This is a genomic window from Variovorax sp. 01T432, from assembly GCF_056398605.1.
In genome coordinates this window covers 1-23,723 of the sequence record NZ_JBFTPS010000034.1, presented here as the reverse complement: position 1 = coordinate 23,723, position 23,723 = coordinate 1, and the positions used below count along the sequence as shown (strand labels likewise).

Annotated in this window: 21 protein-coding genes; 8 read left to right on the top strand and 13 right to left on the bottom strand. The window is 68.7% G+C overall.

Going from position 1 to position 23,723, the window contains the following annotated elements; translation table 11 throughout:
• Nucleotides 1-5: 5 nt before the first annotated feature.
• Complete coding sequence (locus AC1DNF_RS23190; protein WP_478150987.1) at nt 6-1,301, bottom strand: aminotransferase class V-fold PLP-dependent enzyme; 1,296 nt, start codon at nt 1,299-1,301, stop codon at nt 6-8.
• A 123-nt stretch (nt 1,302-1,424) separates the two neighbouring features.
• Here AC1DNF_RS23190 and AC1DNF_RS23185 point away from each other — a divergent pair, with 123 nt between their 5' ends.
• Nucleotides 1,425-2,369 (top strand): LysR family transcriptional regulator, encoded by a 945-nt coding sequence (locus AC1DNF_RS23185; RefSeq protein WP_478151030.1) that lies wholly within the window; start codon nt 1,425-1,427, stop codon nt 2,367-2,369.
• 22 nt (nt 2,370-2,391) lie between these two features.
• Here AC1DNF_RS23185 and AC1DNF_RS23180 read toward each other — a convergent pair whose 3' ends face one another.
• The 7 genes from AC1DNF_RS23180 to AC1DNF_RS23150 form a co-directional block, all read right to left on the bottom strand.
• Entirely contained in the window at nt 2,392-3,285 is an 894-nt protein-coding gene (locus tag AC1DNF_RS23180) for an amino acid ABC transporter substrate-binding protein (protein WP_478150986.1), read from the bottom strand.
• A 192-nt stretch (nt 3,286-3,477) separates the two neighbouring features.
• Nucleotides 3,478-4,419, bottom strand: coding sequence for a LysR family transcriptional regulator (locus tag AC1DNF_RS23175; RefSeq protein ID WP_478150985.1), 942 nt, complete (start codon nt 4,417-4,419; stop codon nt 3,478-3,480).
• A gap of 22 nt (nt 4,420-4,441) precedes the next feature.
• Entirely contained in the window at nt 4,442-5,581 is a 1,140-nt protein-coding gene (locus AC1DNF_RS23170; RefSeq protein ID WP_478150984.1) for a DSD1 family PLP-dependent enzyme, read from the bottom strand.
• A 1-nt stretch (nt 5,582) separates the two neighbouring features.
• Nucleotides 5,583-7,049, bottom strand: a complete 1,467-nt coding sequence (locus AC1DNF_RS23165; protein ID WP_478150983.1) for an N-acyl-D-amino-acid deacylase family protein — start codon at nt 7,047-7,049, stop codon at nt 5,583-5,585.
• A 40-nt stretch (nt 7,050-7,089) separates the two neighbouring features.
• Complete coding sequence (locus AC1DNF_RS23160; protein WP_478150982.1) at nt 7,090-8,205, bottom strand: DSD1 family PLP-dependent enzyme; 1,116 nt, start codon at nt 8,203-8,205, stop codon at nt 7,090-7,092.
• Between the two features lie 22 nt (nt 8,206-8,227).
• Nucleotides 8,228-9,196, bottom strand: coding sequence for a Bug family tripartite tricarboxylate transporter substrate binding protein (locus tag AC1DNF_RS23155; protein ID WP_478150981.1), 969 nt, complete (start codon nt 9,194-9,196; stop codon nt 8,228-8,230).
• 126 nt (nt 9,197-9,322) lie between these two features.
• Nucleotides 9,323-9,787: an EVE domain-containing protein gene (locus tag AC1DNF_RS23150; RefSeq protein WP_478150980.1), complete on the bottom strand. Its 465-nt coding sequence runs from the start codon at nt 9,785-9,787 to the stop codon at nt 9,323-9,325.
• Nucleotides 9,788-10,074: 287 nt separating this feature from the next.
• Here AC1DNF_RS23150 and AC1DNF_RS23145 point away from each other — a divergent pair, with 287 nt between their 5' ends.
• Genes AC1DNF_RS23145 through AC1DNF_RS23130 form a run of 4 tightly spaced genes read left to right on the top strand, consistent with a single transcriptional unit; the run spans nt 10,075 to nt 13,605 of the window.
• Nucleotides 10,075-10,917, top strand: coding sequence for an alpha/beta hydrolase (locus tag AC1DNF_RS23145; RefSeq protein WP_478150979.1), 843 nt, complete (start codon nt 10,075-10,077; stop codon nt 10,915-10,917).
• A gap of 18 nt (nt 10,918-10,935) precedes the next feature.
• Nucleotides 10,936-11,220, top strand: coding sequence for a phosphopantetheine-binding protein (locus tag AC1DNF_RS23140; protein WP_478150978.1), 285 nt, complete (start codon nt 10,936-10,938; stop codon nt 11,218-11,220).
• Nucleotides 11,217-12,458 carry a beta-ketoacyl-[acyl-carrier-protein] synthase family protein gene (locus tag AC1DNF_RS23135; protein ID WP_478150977.1) on the top strand — a complete coding sequence of 414 codons (1,242 nt, stop codon included), beginning with the start codon at nt 11,217-11,219 and terminating at the stop codon, nt 12,456-12,458. The genes AC1DNF_RS23140 and AC1DNF_RS23135 overlap by 4 nt, the downstream gene beginning before the upstream one ends.
• Nucleotides 12,459-12,468: 10 nt before the next feature.
• Entirely contained in the window at nt 12,469-13,605 is a 1,137-nt protein-coding gene (locus tag AC1DNF_RS23130) for a sterol desaturase family protein (protein WP_478150976.1), read from the top strand.
• Between the two features lie 3 nt (nt 13,606-13,608).
• On the opposite strand, the gene AC1DNF_RS23125 is transcribed toward AC1DNF_RS23130, so the two are convergent.
• From AC1DNF_RS23125 to AC1DNF_RS23115, 3 genes are read right to left on the bottom strand one after another with little or no spacing between them, the layout of a single operon-like run.
• Nucleotides 13,609-16,677 carry an efflux RND transporter permease subunit gene (locus AC1DNF_RS23125; protein WP_478150975.1) on the bottom strand — a complete coding sequence of 1,023 codons (3,069 nt, stop codon included), beginning with the start codon at nt 16,675-16,677 and terminating at the stop codon, nt 13,609-13,611.
• Between the two features lie 9 nt (nt 16,678-16,686).
• On the bottom strand, nt 16,687-17,862 hold the full coding sequence (locus AC1DNF_RS23120; protein ID WP_478150974.1) for an efflux RND transporter periplasmic adaptor subunit: 1,176 nt from the start codon (nt 17,860-17,862) through the stop codon (nt 16,687-16,689).
• 30 nt (nt 17,863-17,892) lie between these two features.
• Nucleotides 17,893-19,392 carry an efflux transporter outer membrane subunit gene (locus AC1DNF_RS23115; RefSeq protein ID WP_478150973.1) on the bottom strand — a complete coding sequence of 500 codons (1,500 nt, stop codon included), beginning with the start codon at nt 19,390-19,392 and terminating at the stop codon, nt 17,893-17,895.
• A gap of 240 nt (nt 19,393-19,632) precedes the next feature.
• On the opposite strand from AC1DNF_RS23115, the gene AC1DNF_RS23110 reads away from it, so the two are divergent.
• On the top strand, nt 19,633-20,046 hold the full coding sequence (locus AC1DNF_RS23110) for an FHA domain-containing protein (RefSeq protein ID WP_478150972.1): 414 nt from the start codon (nt 19,633-19,635) through the stop codon (nt 20,044-20,046).
• 25 nt (nt 20,047-20,071) lie between these two features.
• Nucleotides 20,072-20,929 carry an EamA family transporter gene (locus tag AC1DNF_RS23105; RefSeq protein WP_478150971.1) on the top strand — a complete coding sequence of 286 codons (858 nt, stop codon included), beginning with the start codon at nt 20,072-20,074 and terminating at the stop codon, nt 20,927-20,929.
• Nucleotides 20,930-20,935: 6 nt separating this feature from the next.
• Here the strand turns inward: AC1DNF_RS23105 and AC1DNF_RS23100 are convergent, their stop codons facing one another.
• Nucleotides 20,936-21,703 (bottom strand): FHA domain-containing protein, encoded by a 768-nt coding sequence (locus tag AC1DNF_RS23100; RefSeq protein WP_478150970.1) that lies wholly within the window; start codon nt 21,701-21,703, stop codon nt 20,936-20,938.
• Nucleotides 21,704-21,827: 124 nt separating this feature from the next.
• A complete protein-coding gene (locus AC1DNF_RS23095) occupies nt 21,828-22,859 on the bottom strand; it encodes a methionine synthase (RefSeq protein ID WP_478150969.1) in 1,032 nt (343 codons plus the stop codon).
• Between the two features lie 370 nt (nt 22,860-23,229).
• On the opposite strand from AC1DNF_RS23095, the gene AC1DNF_RS23090 reads away from it, so the two are divergent.
• The gene (locus AC1DNF_RS23090) at nt 23,230-23,493 is read left to right on the top strand and encodes a hypothetical protein (RefSeq protein ID WP_478150968.1); all 264 of its coding nucleotides are present in this window, start codon (nt 23,230-23,232) and stop codon (nt 23,491-23,493) included.
• Nucleotides 23,494-23,723 lie beyond the last annotated feature (230 nt).

Sequence of the window (23,723 nt, the reverse complement as noted above, 5' to 3'; positions counted from 1 at the left end):
CGTGGCTACCGCGCCGGCGCGTCGGCGAAGGCTTCGCTGATCTCGCGCGTGATGCGCAGGAAGCGGTCGATGTCGGCGACCGAATTGCAGTGCAGCGGCGAGACTCGAACGGCGCCTTCGAGGCCGAAGGAATCCAGCATGCGCTTCGAATACAGGCTGGTGGCGACGCGCTCGTAGACGATGACGCCGCGCTTCTCGTATTCGCGCACGGCCTGGGCATGCTCCAGCTTGTCGATGCCCACGGCCAGGATCAGGTCGCGCTTCGTCAGGTCCTCGTAGTCGAGGAAGACCTTCACCTTGTCCATCCGGCGCAGGCCCGGCACCGCGTCGCCGCCGTCGAGCATGCGTGCCAGCAGGGCGCGCTCATGGCGCTCGATCTTCTCGATGCCGCGGGCGAACAGCGTGCGCCGATCCTCGCTCTCGATGAACTGGCGGCCCAGCCAGCAGACGTAGTTCACGATCTCGGTGACGACCGCGAACTGCCAGGGCGCGGCGCTGCCCAGGTCCCAGAAGTCCTTCTTCTTGCCGGCGAGCTTGTGATGGGGCAGCAGCGAGGCACGCTCCGACACCCACGACATGCCCGAGCCCCGGCAGCCGAAGAACTTGTAGGGCGCGATGTTGATGCCGTCGACCGGCGTCTTCTGCAGGTCGATGAGGCCGTGCGGCGCATGCTGCACCGCGTCGACGACGATGTAGAGATCCGGCTTGATCTGGCGCGCCCGCTTCACGATCCGCTCGATGTCCAGCTTGGCGCCCGAGATGTTGGAGGCGTAGATCACGCTCAGCAGCGCGGTGTCCCGGTCGACCCGCGCGACGATGGCGTCGACGTCCACGCCGCCCGTGACGGGGTTGGACGGCGCCACGCGCAGTTCCCTGCCCAGGCGCTCGGCGTACAGGGACATGGCGTCGAAGGACGACGGGTGTTCGAGCACGGTGGTCACCATGTTCGTGCCGGGCACGTTCTCGGCAATGGCGCGCACCATGTCGAACATGCCGCCCGAGGCCGTCAGCGACGCATAGACGCTGCCGCCCCGCGCGTTCAGGATCGTGCGCACGTCCTGCGTGCCCCTGGCCTGGACATCCTGCAGGAAGATCGCGAGCTCATGGATGCGCTCCGGGCAATCCGGCAGCGCGTCGATGCGCGCGAACTGGTCCACCGCGGCCTTGAGCCTGAACGAGCCGCCGGCGTTGTCGAAGAACAGGCGCTCGCGTCCCGTCATGTCGTGGTCGACGTAGTGGAAGCGGTTCTTGATCTGCTCCATCAACGTGTCGGAAAAGAGTTCGCCCTGGTCGGCCGTCATGTGGTGTCTTCCTGTGAATGCGCCGATTCTCGAAGCCCGTACAGTTTTCCAAAAGCGATATTTTTCGATGGTATCGTCCGAAGAAAAGTGTTCAATGATTCGCCCGGACGTGCCCGCCCCATGATGACCTTCAAGCAGCTCGAAGCGCTCTACTGGATCGGCGAGCTCGGCAGCTTCGCGCTGGCCGCGCACAAGCTCCACACCTCGCAATCGGCCGTCTCGAAGCGGGTGCACGAGCTGGAGCTGGTCTTCGACACCGAGCTCTTCGACCGGAGCCAGCGATCGGCCCGGCTGACGGAGAAGGGCGAGGAGATGTTCATGCTGGCCAAGAGCCTGCTCGACCAGCGCAATGCCGCGATCGAGCAGTTCAGCCGCGTCGAGGTGATCGAGCGCCGCGTGCGTATCGGCGTCACCGAACTCACGGCGATGACCTGGCTGCCGCGATGGGTCGAGCTGATCCAGGAGCACTACCCCAAGGTGACGCTGGAGCCGGACGTGGACAGCAGCGTCAACCTGCGCGAGAAGGTGCTGGCCGACGAGCTGGACCTGATCATCGTGCCCGATGCATTCGCCGACACGCGCATTCCGACCAAGGCGATCGGGCGCGTGGAGAGCGCCTGGATGTGCAAGCCGGGCCTGCTCAAACCCCGCAAGGCCATGCGCCTGCATGAACTCGCGAGCCACCGCCTGCTGCTGCAGGGCGCGAAGTCAGGCACGGGCCTGCTCTACGACGCCTGGATGAAGGACCTGGGCGTGCAGCCCGCCAAGCCCATCGTCATCCACAACCTGGTCGCCCTGATCGGATTGACGATCTCCGGCCTGGGCGTGAGCTACCTGCCCAGGCAGGCGCTCGCGCAGATGGTGAAGGACGGCTCCCTGGTGCAGCTCGACGTGACACCGGCCCTGCCGCCCGTCACCTACGTCGCCATGTACAAGGGCGAGCACCGGAGTTCGCTGCTGGCGTCGATCATCATGCTGGCGCAGGAATGCTGCGACTTCACCCGCATGTTCCAGGCGGCGAAGGACGACGACGCGCCCCGCGGGCGCCGTGCAAGGCCGGCAAGCTGAGAGGCGCTCGCCGGCATCGCACTCAGACGCCCTTGTTGTTGGGGTTGCGGTAGATCTCCTTGACGGCATCGGTCATCGGAAAGTTCAGGTTCGCCTGGGTCGGCGGGATCGGCCGGGTGAACCACTTCGCGTAGATCTCGTTGATGGCGCCCGACTTCATCAGGTCGGTCACGGTCTTGTCGACGATCTCCTTGAAGGGCTCGTCGTCCTTGCGGTACATGATCCCGTAGGGCTCCTGGCGCAGCGATTCCTGGGTCAGGATCTTGAACTCGCCGGCCTTCGGCGAGGTGGCGATCAGGCCCGCGAGCTGCACGTCGTCGAGGATATAGGCCACGGTGCGGTCGGAGGCCAGCAGCAGGAAGCCGTCGGCCGTGTCCTTGGCGGCAAGCTCCTCGACCTCGATGTTGCCGGACTTGCGATAGGCGCGAAGCAGCTGGACGCCGGTGCTGCCGGCGACGGTCGACACCTTCTTGCCGTTGAGTTCGGCCAGGGAGTTGATGCCGGAGCTCTTCTTCACCGCCGCGGTGATGTTGGTGACGAAATGGCTGGGCGCGAACGCCACCTGCTGCTGGCGCTGGACCGTGTTCGTCGTCGTCGCGCAGTCGAGGTCCACGGTGCCGTTGGTCAGCAGCGGAATGCGGTTGGTGGAGGTCAGGATGGTGTAGTGCACTTCGAGGTTCGGCATGCCGAGCCTGGCCTTGACCGCGTCGACGATCTTCAGGCAGATGTCGTTCGTGAAGCCGACGGGGTCGCCGCCGCCGGTGGGCTTGTAGGAGAAGGGGATCTGGCTGTCCCGGCCGCCGATGCTGATGCTTCCGCTCGCCTTGATCTTGCTCAGGGTGTCGCTTTGGGCCATGGCGCCGGAGCACAGGAACGCGGCTGTCAGGCCGAGCGTCAACGGAAGAAGATGTTTCATTTCGGGGCTTTCGATGGGAGTGAACTTCGCCGCGCCGGCCGCCTCTGTCGGGGCCCGCCGGAGGCGATCCGGGGGCCATTCTGGAAGGAATGCTTGCCATCCAAAAGCGATTTAATTTCACTGTCCATCAATCGGAAAAGTGATTGAACGGACGTGTCCGCGTGGATCCCGACGTGGGCTGATTCCCCCGCCTCAGCGCCGTCCTCTCCCCGGGGTGGAGGCTGCAGGGCCATGGCGCCAGGGCACCGGCCTGAAACGCTCCTGCAGGAAGGCCAGGAACAGCTTCACCCGGGCCGACATGCCGGCGCGCTGGGCGACCAGCGCCACCACATCGGCCGCGGGCAGGCTCCAGTCCTCCAGCACCCGCACCAGCTGCCCCGTGGCCAGGCTCTCGGCCACGTCCCACTCCGAACGCATGATCAGCCCCTTGCCCTTGATCGCCCACTGCCGCACGACGTCGCCGTCGTTGCTGCTCAGGCTCGCGGGCACCCGCACCGAGGCTTCGCCGCGCTTCTTCCTGAAGTGCCACAGCGTCACGTCTTCCTGGTTCTCGCGCAGCACGATGCAGTCGTGCGCGCCCAGGTCCTGCGGTGTTTGCGGTGCCGGCCGGCGCGCCAGATAAGCGGGGGCCGCGCAGACGAAGCGCGCGTTGGGCGCGATCGGATAGGCGACCATGCTCGAATTCGCGAGGCTGCCGATGTGCACGATCAGGTCGAAGCGGTTCGCATCGGTCGCCGACACGACATCGCTGAGCGTGAGCGACACCTTCAACGCCGGATGCAGGTCGTGGAAGTCGGCGATGGCGGCGGCCAGGTGATGCCGGCCGAAGCCCAGCGGGCCGCGCACGTTCAATGTGCCCGCGACCGCGCCCGAGCGCGCGCGCAGGTTGTCGATCAGGCCATCGAGTTGCGCGAGCAGGTCCACCGCCCCGGCGTGGAAGAGCTCGCCCTCGTCCGTGAGGCTGAAGCGCCGCGTGCTCCGGTGGACGAGGTGCAGGCCCAGCCGGCTCTCCAGCTGCCGCAGCCGCTGCGACACGGCCGAGGCCGTCACGTCCATGCGCCGCGCGGCTTCGGCCAGCGAACCGCTCTCGGTGATCGCCACGAAGAAGCGCAGGTCGGTCACGTCGTGCGACATGGGGCGTCCTCGCTCGGGGACTTCACCAGCCGCGGATGCGCGGCCAGGTCGCCCTGATCTCGTGCCCCGCGCCGAGCACCTGGTAGTCGTCGTACTGCGCGGCGGTCGGGCAGGCGTGGTTGGGCAGGATGCGCACCTGCGCGCCCACCGGCAGCCGCAGCGCGCCGTCGATCTTGCCGCTGCGGTGTGCCATGATGCCGTGCTCCTGGTTGGCGCCCACGAGGATGAGGTCCTCCAGCGGCCGGCCGTCGAGGTCGCAGACCAGGCCGTAGCCCTGATCCACCGCCTGCCTGGCCGTGCCGCGGTCGCGCGACATGGCCATCCATCCGGCATCGAGCAGGGTCCAGCCCTTCTCGCGCTGGTGGCCGATGACGGTGGCGAGCACCGACAGGGCGATGTCGTCCACGCGGCAGGCGCCCAGGCCGGCCATGAAGAGATCGAAGAAGACGAACACGCCGGCGCGCACCTCGGTGACGCCCCGCAACTGCTCGGCGAAGAGCGCGGTCGGCGTCGAGCCCACGCTCACCTCGGGGCAGGCGATGCCGGCCGCGCGCAGGCGCCCGGCCGCGCGCACCGCGGCGGCGCGCTCCTGCTCGGCCATGGCGCGGATCGCGTCCGTGGAGGTGCAGTCGTAGGAGCTTCCGGCATGGGTGAGGATGCCCTTCACCGGCACGCCGGCGTCTTCGAGAAAGCGCCCGATGGCGATGAGTTCGTCCGCATCGGGGTTCACGCCGGAGCGGTGGCCGTCCGAGTCGATCTCGATGAAGACGTCGAAATGCCGCCGTGCCGCGCGGGCGCGCTCCGCCAGGAAGCGGGCCGCCTCCATGCTGTCGAGGATGAGCGACAGGCGCACGCCCTTGTCCTGCAGCGCCATCACATGGTCGAGCTTGTTCGGCGCGATGCACACGGCGTAGAGGATGTCCGTCACGCCATGCGCGGCGAAGTAGTCGGCCTCGCGCAGCGTCGAGACGGTGATGGGGCCTCGCGGCGTCTCCAGGGTCCGGCGCGTGACGTCGATCGACTTGTTGGTCTTCACATGCGGGCGGAAGGTGACGCCGAGCCCGCGCATCCGGCTGCGCATGCGCTCGATGTTGCGGTCCATGCGCGCCTCGTCGAGCAGCAGCGCGGGCGTCTTCAGTTGTTCCAGAAGCCGGCCTGCCATGTCAGCGCCCCGCCTCTTGCGTCTCCCGCGCCAGCACGCGGCCGGGCCGCGCGCCGGTGGGCTGGCCGCCGCGCCAGACCATCGCGCCGTTGACGATCACCGCATCGATGCCGCGCGCGGGCGCGATGGGTGTCTCATACGTGGCGGCCTCGTCCACGGTGTCGGCGTCGAACAGGGCGAGGTCGGCGTAGGCACCCTCCCTGAGCACGCCGCGGTCCTTCAGGCCGAAGTTCTTCGCGGTCAGCCCGGTCATCTTGTAGACCGCGGTCTCCAGCGGGAACAGGCCGAGCAGGCGGCCGTAGTGGCCCAGCACGCGCGGAAAGCTGCCCCACAGCCGCGGATGCGGCGAGGCATCGTGCGGCAGGCCGTCGGAGCCGATCATGGTCTGGTCGAATTTCAGGATGCGCTGCACGTCGGCCTCGTCCAGCCTGAAGTAGATGCCGCCGGCGGGGCTGAGCCGCCGGATCGCCTCTTCCTCGCTCACGCCGAGCTTCTTCGCAATGACGTCCAGGTCCTGGCCGGCATGCTCGGGCATCGGCCTGGACCAGCTCACGATCACGCGCGAAGAGCTCGCCGCGCGGTCGGCCGACAGGATGGTGGAGCCGGCGGTGTAGGGATAGCAGTCCAGGCAGATCGGCTGGGTGGCCATGTTCTTCTCGATGACGTCCAGCGCCTCCTGCGAGCGGCCRTGGTTCTCCGAGCCCACGACCTTCATGTGCGAGATCACCACCTGGACCCCGACCTCGCGCCCGACGCGGAAGGTCTCTTCCAGCGAATCGATCACCTGGTTCGCCTCGTTGCGCATGTGGGTGCAGTAGACGCCGTTGAAGTCCTTGAGCGGGCGGCAGGTCTCGATGACCTCCTCGCAGGGCGCGGCCACCGAGGGCTCGTAGAAGAGGCCGGTGGAGACGCCGATGGCACCGGCTTCGAGCGCCTCGCGCACCATTTCGCGCATGCGGGCGATCTGCTCGGGCGTGGCGGGCAGTCCGAGGTCGTCCAGCGTCGCGACGCGCAAGGTGGTGTGGCCCACCAGCAGGGCGCAGTTGGTGGCCGCGGGCTTGGCGCGCAGCTCGGCGATGTAGGAGGCGAAGGTGGGGAAGCTGAACCACTCGCCTTCCTCGTCGAGCAGGTTCAGCGGCGGCGTCACGGGGTCCGGAATGCCGCCCGGCATGGGCGCCAGCGAGATGCCGCAGTTGCCGGCGATGACGGTGGTGATGCCCTGGCTGACCTTGGGCGCCATGTCGGGGTTGGACAGCATGAGGCGGTCGTCGTGGGTGTGGGCGTCGATGAAGCCCGGCGCGGCGATGCGGCCGCCCTGGTCGATCTCCACCGTGCCCGAAAGCGCCGAGAGATCGCCGATGCGCGCGATGCGGTCGCCGCGAATGCCGATGTCGCCGCCGAAGCGCGGCGCGCCGGTGCCGTCGACGATGGTGGCGTTGCGAATGAGAAGGTCGAAGTCTTTCTGCATCGGGGGACTCATGTTGAAGCTGTCTTGGGGGCCGGCCGGTTCACAGCAGCGCGCCGCGCGCAGCGATCGGCCAGAGGGTCTCGACCCGGTCGCCGCGGATGCAGACGAGCTCGTCGTAGAGATTGACGGTGGGGTCGCAATGGCCCGGCACGAGCATCAGTGCATCGCCCAGCGACACGGCCGCGGCATCGGTGGTGACGAGTACGCCGTGCTCGTCGGCGGCCTTCACGTAGCGCAGGTCGGCGCGCTCCCACACGGTGGGCATGCCGGAGTCGACGCTGGAGGCCTTCAGCCCGGCGTCGACGATGGCGCGCGCGTCGGTGGGCCGGCTCATGACGGTGGTGCGCACGAACAGCGCATGCTCGAAGGCGATGTCCCGCTCGCCGCGCTGGTTGTCGGCGTAGTCGCGGTCCATGAAGATGTAGGAGCCGGCCTGGATCTCGTTGAAGACGCCCGAGTCGCGCTCGTTGATGAAGCTGCCGGTGCCGGCACCCGTCACGCGCTCGACCGCCAGCCCGCTGGCCTCGATGGCATCGCGCGTCGCGCGTGCCGCCACCGTGGCGCTGGCTATGGCGGCGGCACGCGCCAGCGGCGTGCGCAGATGCTGGGCGGTGCCGTGGTAGCAATGAAGGCCCGCGAAGCGCAGCGGCCGGCTGGCCGCGACCTGCCGCGCCAGCCGGACCGCCTCGTCGCCCGGGGCCACGCCGCAGCGGTCGGCGCCGACGTTGACCTCGACATAGACATCGATCGTCACTGCCTGCGCCTGCGCCACGGCCGCCAGCGCCCGCACCTGTTGCGGATGATCGACCAGCACACCCATGCGCGCGCCGCGGGCCAGTTCGGCCAGGTGGCGCAGCTTGGCCTCGCCCATCACCTGGTTGGTGACCAGCACGTCCCGGATGCCGGCGGCGACGAACACCGCCGCCTCGCTGACCTTCTGGCAGCAGATGCCCACGGCGCCCAGCGCCACCTGGCGCAGCGCGATCTCGGGCGTCTTGTGGCTCTTCGCGTGCGCGCGCAGGCGCACCTGGCTGCCGCGCAGCGCGTCGGCCATGCGCGCGAGGTTGCGTTCGAAGGCGTCGAGGTCGAGCACCAGCGCGGGGGTGTCGATGGCGCTGACGGGGTCGCCAGGCCTTGCGGATTTCCAGGGTGTCATGGGCAGGGGAGGGGGATGGAACTCAGTCGATCTTGGCACCCGATTCCTTGATGATCCGGGCCCATTTGAGGGTTTCGCGGCGCGAGAGCTCGAGGAACTGCTCGGGCGTGCTGTAGTCGGTGTCCGCGCCCAGCACCCTGAAGCGCTCGCGCAGCGTCGGGTTGGCCAGCGCGGTGCGGATCTCGGCACTCAGCCGGGCCACCACGTCCTTCGGCAGCCTGGCCGGCCCGATGATGCCGCCCCAGGCCTCGACCTCGAAGCCCGGCACGGTCTCGCCGATGGTGGGAATGTCGGGGTAGGTGGGCGAGCGCCGGGTGGACGAGATGCCCAGCGCCCGCACCTTGCCCGACTGCGCCTGCGGGCCGGACACCGGGGTGTTGACCATCATGAGCTGGATGCCGCCGCCGATCAGGTCGGTGATGGCGGCGGTCGCAGCCTTGTAGGGCACGTGCAGCATGTCGGTGCCGGTCATGGACTTGAAGAGCTCCACGCCGAGATGGGCGGTGGTGCCGTTGCCGTCGGAGCCGAAGGCGATCTTGCCCGGGTTCTTCTTCGCGTAGGCGATCAGTTCGGCCACGTTCTTCACCGGCAGGTCGTTGTTGACAATCATCAGGTTGGACAGGCGCAGCGTGTTGGCGACCAGCGTCAGGTCCTTCTCGACGTCGTAGGGCACGCTGGGCAGCAGCGTCCGGTTGGTGGCCAGCGAGACGACATTGCCATAGGCGAGCGTGTAGCCGTCGGGCGCGGCGTGGACCAGGTCCATGGTGCCGATCGCATAGGAGCCGCCGGGCTTGTTGTCGATGACGATGGGCACGCCCATCTGCTGCGACAGCTGATTGCCGAGCGCGCGCATCAGCGCGTCGGGCGCGCCGCCCGGCGCCGAGGGCACGATCAGGCGGATCGGCTTGTCCGGATAGGCCGCGAGCGCGGGCATCGAGAAGGCCGCCGAGGCGGCGAGGAGGGGGGCGAGCAGCAAGACACGTAGATGCATGGCAGTAGGCTCCTGGCAATGTTGAAAGCACTGCCTGCATGCAAGTCTAGGACCACCAATCGGTAAATCTGCTACATGAAATCTACTTGTTCACTGCAAATTTTCTTACGACCGGCGAGGCCGCCCTCAAGTCAGCATCTGGTCGACGATCAGCTTCCAGTGCGCGGGCTCGACGGGCGTGATCGACAGGCGGTTGCCCTTGCGCAGCACCAGCATGTCGGCGAGCGCGGGCGTTGCGCGCAGCTCGGGCAGGGACAGGAGCCGGGTCTTGCGCAGGGCCTGCACGTCCAGCAGCAGCCAGCGCGGGTCCTCGGGCCTGGAGGCCGGGTCATGGTAGGGCGACTTCGGATCGAACTGGGTCGGGTCGGGCCGCGTGCCGGAGGCCACGCGCGCGATACCGACGATGCCGGGCTCGGCGCAGCTCGAGTGATAGAACAGGACGCCGTCGCCGACGTGCATCGCGTCGCGCATGAAGTTGCGCGCCTGGTAGCTGCGCACGCCGGTCCACGGCACGGTGGCGCCGGGCGCGGCCAGCGCGTCGTCGATCGAGCACTCCTGCGGCTCGGATTTCATCAACCAGTACTGGGTCATGACGGGGTGGCGAAGTGGGCTCGCCAATATAGCCGCGGTCGCGTCGTTCCTCTCTGACTCGCCCCTGACCATGAGGCCTTTCCCTACGCTTCGTTGCAACTCCGATCCCGATAAAATCCCTGCGAAACGCGAGGTTGCCATGCGCATTGGCTTCGCGGCCAACGCCAATCGAAAGCGAGTCAGCATTTCTATCCAAAGGCCAGTCGGCGTTCTTTTCAAGCGTGAGGGGGGCATACATTCATGATGCGGCGTGCAGTCTTCGCTCGTCTGTCTTGCCTGGTCGCATCGTGAGCGCGCGGCAGTCCTTCGTCGACGCCTCCGGCGTCGAGGTTTCCGCCGCGAGCCGTACAGCCGTCGTCCTTCTGCACGGCCTGTGCAGCACACCCGATGAACTGCGCATCGTGCAGGCCCCGCTGCAGGGCATGGGCTACTCCGTGCATTCGCTGTCGATCGAGGGCTATTCCTTCGACAGCAGCCGCGCATCGCAGCAGGTGGTGCCCTGCGAGCAGTGGATCGACGCCATCGAACGCCGCGTCGACGCCCTGCGCGCAACGCACGAGCGCGTGATGCTGGTCGGCATCTCGGCCGGTGCCTCGCTCGCGCTCGGCGCGGCCATCCGCTGCGGCAAGCGCGTCGACGCGCTGCTGCTCATGTCGACCACGCTGCGCTTCGACGGCTGGGCGATTCCGCGCTGGCAATGGCTGCTGCCGCTCGCGCTCTATACGCCGCTCGGCCGCTTCTGGAAGTACCGGGAGCGCGCCCCTTACGGCGTCAAGAACGAGCGCGTGCGCGCCTGGATCGAACGCGAACTGCGCGCGCGCCGCATCTCGAGCGCCGGCAGCTCGGTGATCTGCGTGCCGCACCTGCGCGAGCACGACCGCCTGCTGCGCCACGTGCGCGGTCAGCTTGGCCGCGTCACCTGCGGGCAAGTGCTCGCGCTGCACGCGCGCGAGGACGAGGTGGCCAGCGTGAGCAACCTGGAGTTGCTGGCACGGGGCTTGCGCTGCGACTCCTTCCGCGCCGTGGTGCTGGGCGACAGCTACCACATGATCACGATCGATAACGACCGCCACCAGGTGGTCCGGCACACTGTCGAGTTCGCCGACGCGGTGGCGAACGGTACTGCCTGAAAACCCGCTGGAGAACACATGACATCCCCCACCTTCGAAACGATCGTCGGCATCCTGCAGAAGGACTTCCTCATCGATCGCGCGGCCATCCAGCCGGCGACCGCGCTGACCGACCTGGGCCTCGATTCGCTGGCCCTGATGGAGTTCGTCTTCGCCATCGAAGACGCCCTCAAGCTGCGCATTCCCGAAGACCGGCTCGATCCGCGCGAGGCCGGCATCACGCTTCAGCGTCTGTGCGAGGTGATCGACGACATGGCCGATTCGCCGGAGGCCGTATCGCCGGCTCGCTCGGTGCGGGCATGAGCCTCGGGCGGAACGCGCCCATCGTCGTCAGCGGCATCGGGCTGGTCACGCCGCTCGGCCGCACGATCGGGCAGTTCGACGAGGCGCTCTTCGCGGGGCGCTCCGCCGTGCGCGCGCACGCGCTGGCCATCGACGGGCTCGACACGATGGAACTCGCCGTCGCGGCCTGCGATTTCGACGATTCGGAGCGCAGCAGCTCGCGTCTGCCGCTCGACCGCGGCACGGCCATGGCCGTGGCGGCGGCGCGAGACGCGTACGCCCAGGCCGGGCTGGCGCAAACGCCCTTCGACGGCGAGCGGCTCGGCATCTACTGGGGCAGCGGCATGGCCGGATCGGCCAACTTCGACGCCACCGCCCGTGCGCTCTACGCCGAGGCGAAGCGCCTGCGCCCGACGAGCGTGCTGACCACCATGCCCAACGCGGCGGCCGCCGAGCTCGGCCTGCTCTTCGGTGCGCGCGGTGCGGCGCTCAGCTATGCCTGCGCCTGCGCCTCGTCGGCGGTGGCCATCGGCGAGGCGATGCGCGCGATCCGCGGCGGCTGGCTCGACATCGCGATCGTCGGCGGCCACGAGGCGCAGCTCACGCCTGGCACGCTGGCCGGCTGGCATGCGATGCGCGTCACGGCGGCACCGGGCCCTGACGCGGCGAGCGCCTGCCGTCCCTTCTCGGTCGACCGCGCGGGCTTCGCGCTCGGCGAAGGCGCTGCGGCGCTGGTGATCGAGTCGCAGGCGCACGCGCAGGCGCGCGGCGTGCGGCCTTCGCTCTTTCTCGGCGGCTACGCGACCAACTGCGACAGCGTGCACATGACCAACCCCGATGTCGGCGGGCAGGTGCGCGCGATGCGCGCGGCGCTGCGCGATGCCGGCCTCGACGCAGCGGACATCGGCTACGTCAACGCGCACGGCACCGCGACCGGCGCCGGCGATGCCGCCGAGGCGCAGTCGGTGCACGAGGTTTTCGGCGGCGCGATGCCCATCAGCGCGACCAAGGCCATCCACGGGCACCTGCTCGGCGGCGGCGGCGCGATCGAGCTGGTGGCGACCTTGCGCGCGCTGGCCCGGCGCAGGCTGCCGCCGACGGCCGGGCTGCGGATGCCCGACCCCGCCTTCGCGCCGCTCGACTTCGTGCGCGGCGAGGCGCGCGACGCACCGGGGCTGCGCCACGCGATGTCGAACTCCTTCGCCTTCGGCGGGACCAACGCGGTGCTCATCGCCAGCCGCGCCGACGCCATCGACTGAGGCCGCCGCTGTGCATCGACTGGTGGTCCTCGCCGTGCCGGTGTTCGTGCTGCTCATGGCCTGCGAGTTCGCCTGGGGCCTGCTCAGGCGGCGCAACACCTGGCGGCTCAACGACAGCATCGGGAGCCTCAGCCAGGGCCTGCTGAGCCAGGCGGTCGCGGTCTGCACGCAGCTGTTCCAGATCGGGCTCTATGCGATGGCGTGGCGCCTGCTCGCCCCTTTGGCCGCGCCCTGGTCGCCGCCGGCGTTCTGGGACAGCGCGGCCGGCTGGGTGCTGGCGGTGCTGCTGTTCGATTTCTGCGACTACTGGCTGCATCGCGCGGGGCATGAGTGCGCCGTGTTCTGGGCCGCGCATTCCGTGCATCACCAGAGCCAGGACTTCAACCTCTCGACCGCGCTGCGGCAGGAAAGCACGGTGGTGTTTCTCGGCTGGGCGTTCTACCTGCCGATGGCGCTGCTGGGCGTGCCGCCGGAGCAGTTCGGCATCGCGGGGCTGATCGTGCTGCTCTACCAGTTCTGGATCCATACCGAGCACGTCGGCAGGCTCGGCTGGTTCGACCGCGTGTTCTCGTCGCCGTCGAACCACCGCGTTCACCACGGCGTGAACGACGCGTACATCGACCGCAACTACGGCGGCATGCTGGTCGTGTGGGACCGGCTCTTCGGCACCTTCGCCGAAGAGCATGCGCCCAGCGTGTACGGCACGCGCCAGCCGCTCGGCAGCTGGGACCCGCTGCGCGCCGTCTTCGGCCCCTACCTGCCGCTGCTGCGCGATGCGTGGCACACGCGGCACTGGCGCGACAAGCTGCGCGTGTGGTTCAAGCCACCGGGCTGGCGGCCCGCCGATGTCGCGGCGCGCTTTCCCGGGCCGCCCTTCGCGCTGGAGGCGCTGCGCCGGCACGACCCGGCGCTCACGCGCGTCCAGGCCCTCGCGAGCGTCGCGCAGTTCGCGCTGTGGGTTGCGCTCACGCTCGTCTTCCTGTGGCAGGCGGACGCGCTGTCCTTTCGCGCCGATGCCGCGATGCTGGGCTGCATCGCCGCCGGCCTGTGGGTCAATGGCGCCGTGCTGGATTCGGCGCTGCGCGTGCGCTGGGCCTGCCTCCTGCAGCTGCCGCTGCTGGCGCTGGGCCTCGCGCTGCTCGCCTGAGGCTCAGGCGGCCAGGTCCGGCTCGGCCGGCGCCGCCGATGCCTCGGGCTCGGCCTTGTGCTCGCCGGCCAGCAGCATGTACATCGCCGGCACCACGAACAGGGTGAACAGCGTGCCGATCGACAGGCCGGTGAAGATCACCAGCCCCATCGCATGGCGGCCCGCGGCGCCCGCGCCGGAGGCGATCACCAGCGGTACCACGCCGAACACCATCGCGGCGGTGGTCATCAGGATCGGGCGCAGGCGCAGCGATGCGGCTTCCTCGATCGCCTCGCGCTTGCTCTTGCCGCGCTTGCGCACCTGGTTGGCCACCTCGACGATCAGGATGCCGTGCTTGCTGATCAGCCCCATCAGCGTCACCAGCCCGACCTGGGTGTAGATGTTCATCGACGCGAAGCCGAGGAAGATGAAGATCAGCGCGCCGAACAGCGCGAGCGGCACCGACACCAGGATCACCGTCGGATCGCGGAAGCTCTCGAACTGCGCCGCCAGCGCCAGGAAGACGATGATCACGGCGAACATCATGGTCACCAGGAAGCCGCCCGACTCCTGGACGAACTGGCGCGACAGTCCGGCGTAGTCGACCGTGTAGCCGCTGGGCGCCACCTCGGCGACAGTGTTGCGCAGGAACTCGAGCACGTCGCCCTGCGAGCCGCTGGGAACGCCGGAGATCGTCGCCGAGTTGAGCTGCTGGAAGCGCGTGATCGACTCGGGCACCACGTCGTACTTGATGTGCGCCACCGTGCTCGCCGGCACCATGCCGCCGGCGGGCGTGCGGATGTAGAAGTCGAGCACCTCCGAGGGATTGAGGCGGTCGACCTGCAGCACCTGCGGTATCACCTTGTACGAGCGTCCGGCGATCGAGAAGTAGTTGACGTAGCCGCCGCCCAGCGCGGCGCTCAGCGCGGCGCCCACGTCCTGCTGCGTCATGCCGAGCGCGGCGATCTTGTCGCGGTCGACCACCACGGTGGCCTGCGGCTTGTCGATCTTGAGGTCGGCGTCGACGAAGTAGAACTTGTTTGCCGCCCGTGCCTTGTCCAGCACCTGCTGCACCACCGTGTTCAGGTTCTCGAAGGGCTCCGTGGTGGTGATCACGAACTGCACGGGCAGCCCCGAGGCGCCCGGCAGCGGCGGGAACTGGAAGGCGGCGATGCGCGCGCCCGCGATCTTGCCCCAGCGCACCTGCAGGTCCTGCTGGATCTGCCTGGCGCTGCGGGTGCGCTGGTCCCAGGGCTTGAAGAGCACGCCGCCGATGCCCGCGTTGACCGTCGGCACGCCGGTGATCTGGAACATCTGGGCGTACTCTGGCATGTCCTTGGCGACCTGGTAGGCCTGGTTGGCGTAGGTCTGCATCTGGTCCGAGGTGGCGGTGGGCGGGCCCACCACCTGCGCCAGCACGATGCCCTGGTCCTCCTCTGGCGCGAGTTCCGATTGCGACATCTTGAACATCACGACCAGCAGGAAGATGAGGATCACGCCCATCACGATCAGCACCGGGTAGGTGCCCAGCAGGCTGTGCAGCGTGCGCTGGTAGCCGTGGCGCACCCGCTCGAAGGTGCGGTCGATGGCCCTGGCGAAGCGGCCCTCGTCCTGCGATGGCTTGAAGAAGCGCGAGCACATCATGGGCGAGAGCGTCAGCGCCACGATGCCCGAGACCGCGACCGCCCCGGCCAGCGTGAAGGCGAACTCGGTGAACAGCGCGCCGGTGAGGCCGCCCTGGAAGCCGATCGGCACGTAGACGGCGATCAGCACCACCGTCATCGCGAGGATGGGGCTGCCCAGTTCGCGCGCCGCCAGCAGCGCCGACTCCATCGGCGACTTGCCTTGCTCCTTCATGTGGCGGTCGACGTTCTCCACCACGATGATGGCGTCGTCGACCACCAGCCCGATGGCCAGCACCAGCGCGAGCAGCGTCAGCAGGTTGATCGAATAGCCCAGGATCAGCATCACGAAGAAGGTGCCGATCAGCGACAGCGGCATCGCGATCACCGGCACCACCACCGCCCGCAGGCTGCCGAGGAAGAGGTAGATCACCACGGTGACGATCAGCAGCGATTCGACCAGCGTCTTCACCACCTCGAAGATCGAGGTGTTGATGAATTCGGTGGAGTCGTAGACGATCTCGCCCACCAGCCCGGCGGGCAGCTGGCTGCGAATCTCCGGGAAGGCCGTGCGCACGCGCTTGGCGACGGTGAGGATGTTGGCGTCGGGCGCGACCTTGATGCCGATGAACACCGAACGCACGCCGCTGAAGGCGACGTTGAAGTCGTAGTTTTCCGAGCCGAGCGAGACCGTGGCCACGTCTTCGAGCCGCACGATCGCATCGCCGCTCTGCTTGACCGCGAGCTTCTTGAACTCTTCCACCGAGTGCAGGTCGGTGCCCCCGGTCAGCGGCACCGTCACCATCTGGCCCTTGCTCGCGCCAAGCGCCGCGAGGTAGTTGTTGCTGGCCAGCGCGGCGCTCACGTCGGCCGCGGTGACGCCGTGGGCGGCGAGCTTGCCGGCGTCGAGCCAGGCGCGCAGCGCGAACAGGCGCGCGCCCAGCAGCTCGGCCGTCTGCACGCCCGGGGTCGAGTCGAGCTTGGGCTTGACCACGCGCGCGAGGTAATCGGTGACGTTGTTGGTGGGCAGCGTGTCGCTGTAGAAGCCCATGTACATCGCGTCGGTGGTCTGGCCCATCGCGACGGTCAGCACCGGCGTCTGCGCCTGCGCCGGCAACTGGTTCTTGACCGAGTTGACCTGGGTGCTGATCTCGGTCAGCGCGCGGTTGGCGTCGTAGTTCAGGCGCAGCGTCGCGACGATGGTCGACACGCCGCTCGAGCTGGTGGACGACAGGTAGTCGATGCCCTGCGCCTGGGCGATGGCCGCCTCGAGCGGTTGCGTGATGAAGCCGGCCACCGTCTGCGCATCGGCGCCGAAGTAGGTGGTCGATATGGTGACCACCGCGTTCTGCGTCTGCGGGTACTGGTTGATCGGCAGGCCGAACAGCGAGCGCAGGCCAAGCACCACCAGCAGCAGGCTCACCACCATGGCCAGCACCGGCCGGCGGATGAAGATGTCGGTGAATTTCATGGGCGGGCCTCAGCGTTCCTGCGGCGTCGGGTTGGGGCTGTTGGCCGGCTGGACCGTGTTGTCGACCGCGACGGCCGTGCCGTTCTTCAGCTTGAGCTGGCCGCTGGTGACGATCTCCTGGCCTTCCTCGATGCCCTTGAGGATCGCGACCTGGTCGCCGCGCGTCTGGCCGGTGACCACGAAGACCTGCTGCGCGACCGGGCCGGAGGCCGCCGGGGCCCCGGCCTTGGCTGGCACGGCCTTGGCCTCCTTGCCGTCGGGCGCGGGCTGGGCCTCGCCGGCCGGCTTGACGACGAAGACGGTCGAGCCGTAGGGGTTGTAGGTGATCGCGGTCTGCGGCAGCGTCAGGTAGCGCGCCTTCTCGCCGACGTCGACATTGGCGCGCGCGAACATGCCGGGCAGCAGGCGGCGCTGGGGGTTGGCGATGGTGGCCTCGATCAGCACGTTGCGGGTGGCCGGATCGACCTTGGGGCTGATCGCCGTGATCTTGCCGGGGAAGAGTTCGCCGGCGAAGGCGTCGGTCACGACGTTGACGACCTGGCCGACGGCCAGCCCGCCGATCTGCGACTGCGGCAGCGAGAAGTCGACGTAGATCGGGTCGATGGTCTGCAGGGTCACGATCCTGTCGCCCGGGTTCAGGTACTGGCCGGGGTTCACCGTCGTGATGCCCAGGCGGCCCGCGAAGGGCGCGCGGATCGTCTTCTTGGCCACCAGCGCGGCCTGCTGCGCCACCAGGGCGCGCTTACTCCTGAGGTCGGCGAGGTCGTTGTCGACCAGGGCCTGGCTGACGGCCTGGGCGGCCAGCTGCGCCTGGTCGCGCTTGAGCGTGGTGGCCGACAGGTCGGCCGCCGCCTGCAGCGCGTTCAACTGCGCCAGGTCGGCGTCGGCATTGAGCTGCACCAGCAGATCGCCGGCCTTGACCTCCTGGCCCGACTTGAAGTTGATGCTGCGCACCAGCCCGGCGATCTCGGTCGTCACGTCGACGCCGCGCACCGCCACCAGCGTGCCCACGCCGTTGAGCTGCGGCTGCCATTCGAGCATCTGCGCCTTGACGGTCGACACCGTCTGCGGCGTCGGCTTGGGCGCGCTGGCGATCAGGCCGCGCACGTGCAGGTAGAAGCCGAAGGCCAGCACGGCCACCAGCAGCAGCACGCACCCCAACATGATGAACATTCGCTTGGTCATGAAATTCCTTGTTCCACCGTGTTCGTTCGTTCAGGGCACCGGCGCGAGGGCGGGGCGCTGCGTGCTTGCCGCCGTGCCGGGCCGCGAGGCATCGGCCAGCGGCGCCGTGTCGTTCCACCACCCGCCGCCCAGCGCCTGGAACAGCGCGGCCGTGTCGGCATAGCGCGCCGCCTGCGCCTGCACCAGGCTGATGCGGGCCTGCTGGTAGGTGCGCTGCGCGTCGAGCAAGGTCAGGAAGCTGATCGCGCCCAGTCGGTACTGGCCGTTGGACAGGTCGAGCGCCTGACCCGCGAGCGATTCGGCCTCCGCCTGGGCCGCGAGCGCCACCGCGTCGGACTCGATCGCGCGCAGGGCGTCGGCCACGTTCTGGAAGGCGCCGAGCACGGTGGCGCGGTATTGCGCCTGCGCCTGGTCGTAGGCCGCCTCGGCGGCGCGCCTTCGGGCGCTCAGGGCGCCGCCGTTGAAGATCGGCTGGGTGAGTCCGGCGGCCACGCTCCAGATGAGGCTGTCGGCGGTGAACAGGTCGGCGGTGCGCGCGGCGGCGGTGCCGTAGGCCGCGCTCAGGTTGAGCTGCGGATACTGCGCCGCGGTGGCCACGCCGACCTGGGCGCTCGCCGCGTGCAGCAGCGCCTCGCTGGCGCGGATGTCCGGGCGCTGGCGCACCAGCGAGGAGGGCAGCGAGACGGGCAGGCTGACGGGCAACCGAAGGGATTCGAGCTCGAACTCCGGCATGCCGCGCTCGCTCGGCAGCTTGCCGGCGAAGACCGAGAGCTGGTGCCGCGTTTGGGCCAGCGCCTTCTCCAGCGGCGGCAGCGTGGCGCGGGTCTGCGCGACCTGGGTGTTTTGCGTCAGCACGGCGTAGCGCGCCACGGCACCGGCCTTGAACTGGGCATCGACCACCGACAGCTGCTTCTCCTGCAGGGCCACCACTTCGCGCGTGGCCTTGAGCTGGGCCCGCAGCGAGGCCTCGCGGATGGCCGTTGTGACCAGGTTGGAGACCAGCGTCAGGTAGGTCGCCTCGACCTGGAAGCGCTGGTAGTCGACGGCGGCGGCCAGGCCCTCCAGCGCGCGCCGGTTGCCGCCGAAGAGATCCAGCTGGTAGGCGACGTTGACCGACGCGTTGAAGAGGTTGAAGGTGGCCAGCCGGCCTGTGGGCGCGATACCGCGTTCCCGTTCGGCGCCCACTTGCAGGCCGACGCTCGGGTACTGCAGCGCGCCCGTCTGGGCATTGAAGCTTTCCTCGGCCTGCCGCAGCGCCGCCTGGGCCGATGCCAGGCTCGGGCTCTGTTCGAGGGCGGAACGGATCAGGGCGTCGAGCGTCGGGGATTGGAACAGGGTCCACCACTGGGCCGGAATGTCCTGCCCGGGGAGCAACTGCTGCGAGGCGCCGCCGGTGCCCGGCGCCGACGCCCCCTGCATCGCGACCGGGGTCGGCGTGTAGTCGCTGCCGGCGGCGGCGGGCGGATCGGGCGAATGGAAGTCGGGGCCGACGGCGCAGCCGCCGAGCAGCATGAGGGCGGCCAGGGCCATCCGCCTCCCTCCGGCGGGCCTGCCAGGCGCTTCGATTCGGATGCCGGCTCGGGGCATGGGGGTCCTCCTGTCCTCGTGGATCGGCGGCGAATCCGGCATTAGAACAGCGCTTGCGCGGCTTGCAACCATTTCGGCCCGGGCGCGCCGTGCACCGCCGTGGGGTGCGGCCCCACTTTGGGGAGCGTGTCAGAATTCCCGGCTGCGCTCGAGACCCCCATCGGCGGCCGGGCGCCCATCCACATGCCGAAACTGTTCCTGATGACGCCCTCCGGGGCGGCGCGACAAGTCGAACTCCAGGCGGGCGAGAACACGCTCGGCCGCGGCGCGAAGAACGACGTCCTCGTCGATTCGATCTACGCGAGCCGCGTGCACGCCGTGATCGTCGTCGAGCCGGCCTTCGTCACCCTCAAGGACCTGGGCAGCCAGAACGGCACCTATGTCAACGGTGAGCGCATCCAGAGCCAGACGCTCGTGGAGGGTGACCTCATCCGGGTCGGGAACTGCCAGATGCAGTTCATGGCCAGCGGCCAGGAGTTCAGCCAGGTCGAGGCGCTTCGCCTGAGTTCCGTTCCCAACTGGCTTGTCGACGACCGGGACGGCAGCGAGGCGCCGACAGCGCCGGACGTGCCGCAGAAGCTTCGCGGCAAGCCCTGAGCATCCCGGCGCGCGCAGGTGTTCCATGAACTTCGCTTGGCCCGGCCTCAAGCTGTCTTCGATGACCGTGCTGGCCATGCTGGCCTTCGCGGGCAACTCTCTGCTTTGCCGGCTGGCGCTCAAGAGCGCCGGCATCGATCCCGCCAGCTTCACGGCCATGCGCATCGTGTCGGGCGCGCTGGTGCTGTGGCTCATCGTGCTTGCGCGGACGCGTTCCCGCGCGGTGGGCGGCAGCTGGATCTCGGCGCTGGCGCTCTTCGCGTACGCGGCCGCCTTCTCCTATGCCTACGTCGACCTCGCGGCGGCGACGGGCGCGCTGCTGCTCTTCGGCGCGGTGCAGGTCACGATGATCGGCAGCGGCCTTCTGGCCGGCGAGCGCCTGCACGGCAGCCAGCAACTGGGACTGCTGTCGGCGTTGGCGGGGCTGGTCGGACTCCTGCTGCCGGGGCTGGCGGCGCCTTCCCCGCGGGGCGCCGTGCTGATGCTGGCCGCGGGCGCGGCATGGGGCGTCTATTCGCTGCGGGGGCGCGGCGCGGGCGATCCGCTGCACGCGACGGCGGGCAATTTCGTTCGCGCCGTGCCGCTGGCCGGCGCGCTCTTCCTGTTGGCGCTGCAGGGTAGCCGGATGGACACCGCCGGCGCGGCCTATGCCGTGGCCTCCGGCGCGCTGACCTCAGGCGTCGGCTACGCCATCTGGTACGCCGCGCTGCGCGGATTGAAGGCGACCAGCGCCGCCATCGTGCAACTCAGCGTGCCGGTGATCACCGCGTTCGGCGGGGTCGCGATGCTCGGCGAAACCGTCACGCCGCGTCTGCTGTTCGCATCGGCGGCGGTGCTGGGTGGGGTGGCGCTGGTGCTGCGGGGGAAGCGGGTGGGTCGCTGATTCCCGCTAGAAGTGGATCGTCCGCAGAAGTACCGGCTCCCGGCCGGTCTCGGCGTAGCGCAGCGCGGCGGCCACGTTGATCGCCACCTGGTTCGACAGGTAAACCTGGACCGCCTGCTCGTCCGCATCGAGCCCGTGCGCCGACGCACCGAAATGATCCGCCAGGGCCTCGTAGGTGATCAGTCCTTCCACGGCGCGCCCCTTGGCCGAGAACGTGAAGCCCACCGCGTCGCCGATCCATGCGGCGCCGCGATTGCCGCCGGTCGGGGCGTCATGGTCGACGCGGTGGAATTCCATCGGCAGATCGAGAAGCCCGTGCTCGGTCTGGAGCGCTTCGTCCTTCTGTTCCTCGGCGCGCTGGCTGGCGGGAATGTGCTCATCCATCCTCCACGCGACGTGGACGGAGGCCCCCGGCGGCGCGGGATGCCTCTGCGCGCCTGCGACGCTTGCCATGGGCGCCGCCTCGGCTTCGGGCAGGTCCGGATCGCCCGCCTCGAAGTAGCGCATCAGGACGTCGCCCACCTGGAGGGTGTCGCCATCCACCAGCGCAGACACGGCCACCCGCTTACCGTTGACGAAGGTGCCGTTTGTGCTTTGCAGGTCCCGCACGCTCACGAAACCGCCGTGCCGGATCAGCAGTGCATGGAAGCGGCTCACGCGCCGGCTGTAGATCACGATGTGGTTCTCGACCGCCCGGCCCACCCTGGTCTCGGGCTCGAACAGCGGCATGTGGCGAAGTTGGGCCCCGTCGTTCATGAGCATGAGAGTGGGCATGGCTTTCGGGTCCGCGTGAGTCCGGGGGGCTGCTCCTCTGCCAATCTAGACCGTCCCCGATCTGCATGCCATACGCCATTCGACCAGTGCCCTGCCCCCGGCGCGTCTTCGTGTCGGAAGCCGCTCAGGCGTAGCGCTGGCGCGCGAGCGCGGCGCCCTCGGCGAGCGCCTGGAGCTTGCGCAGCGCAACGTCGCGGTCCATGGGCGCCAGGCCGCAGTTGGTGCAAGGCAGCAGCCTTTGCTTGGGCACGTACTGCAGCGCCAGCCCGATGGTGTCGGCGACCTGCTCCGGCGTCTCGATGACATCGCTGGCCACGTCGATCACGCCGACCATGACGTCCTTGCCCTCCAGCAGACTCATCAGGTGCGGCGGCACATGCGAGTGGAAGCACTCCAGGCTGACCTGGTCGATGCTGCTCTTCGCCAGCGCCGGAAACACCTCCTCGTACTGGCGCCATTCCTCGCCCAGCGAGTTCTTCCAGTCGACGTTGGCCTTGATGCCGTAGCCATAGCAGATGTGGACGGCGGTGGTGCAGGTCAGGCCCTGCGCCGCGCGCTCCAGCGCCCGCACACCCCAGTCGGCTGCGTCCTTCATGTAGACATTGAAGGCCGGCTCGTCGAACTGGATGATGTCGACGCCGTCGGCCTGCAGCGCCAGCGCCTCCTGGTTCAGCAGCTCGGCGAAGGCCATCGCCATCTTCACGCGGTCGCCGTAGTACTGGTCGGCGACGGTGTCGACGATCGTCATCGGGCCGGGCAGCGTGAACTTGATCCTGTGGTCGGTGTGGGCGCGCAGCAGGCGGGCTTCAGTGGCGTGCACGCGGCCCTTCAGCCGCAGCGCAGACACCACCTGCGGCACCATCGCGTCGTAGCGGTTGTTGCGGATGCCCATCTTGACCTTGTGCTCGAAGTCGATGCCTTCGACCCGCTCGAGAAAGCCGTGCACGAAATGCTGTCGCGACTGCTCGCCGTCGCCGATCACGTCCAGGCCCGCGTCTTCCTGGGCCTTGATCCAGAGCAGCGTGGCGTCGGCCTTCGCCTGCGCCAGTTCGTCGCCCTCGGACTTCCATTGGGGCCAGAGCTTGCGGGTTTCCGACAGCCACGCCGGCTTGGGCAGGCTGCCGGCGATGGTCGAGCTGAAGAGAGGGCGGGACATGGCGGTTCCTGAATGAGTGGTGTCGGGGCAGGGAGGTTACGCGAAAGAAGAGGACTTCATCAACGACCTCTCGAACGCATGATCCCGCGCCCGTTCAGGCCGCTGTTCGGCCCGCCGGGCGGGGGTAGTCAACCGCTTCATCTTCTGCTGAAATGCCAAGCATCGGACCGCGCCGGAGCGCGCGGCAGGAGGGGGTGAATCGATGTCCATCGGGCTCTCGTTTTCCTTGCATCCCGGGAGGGGCAGGAAGACGTCAGGCCCGATACGCATCCGTCTCTCTGGCGTGACACGCGCCTGTCTCTCGCCTGCGACGCTTGGCTCGCATATCTCCTTCGTCGCTCTTCTCTGCTCCTGCTTCCTCGCTTCCCTGGTGTCCGGCTGTTCGCTCGTAACGGTCGGCCCCGACGGTACGCGCCGCGTGATGGGCCTTGTCTATCTCGAGCTGCCGCCAGCGCGGCCGCGGTCCCCGGCCGCCGACGCATTGCGCGTGCGCTCGCTCGGCCTGGCCTTTCCTTCATCCGCCGACCAGACCTCGCTGTCCCTGGGCTACACCGACGAGACACTGGCCCGTATCCGCAACAACAGCTGCCTGCGGGTCGACGCACTGACCTCCGGGCGGCTGGGGTCTCAGTAGTTCGCCATCAGGCAGGCCTGACCCCGGGGCATGAAACCGGGGTCACAGTCAAATTCGGCGTTCGATGGCATGAGTTTTCTTAGTAGTTCGCCATCAGGCAGGCCTGACCCCGGGGCATGAAACCGGGGTCACAGTCAAATTCGGCGTTCGATGGCATGAGTTTCTTAGTAGTTCGCCATCAGGCAGGCCTGACCCCGGGGCATGAAACCGGGGTCACAGTCAAATTCGGC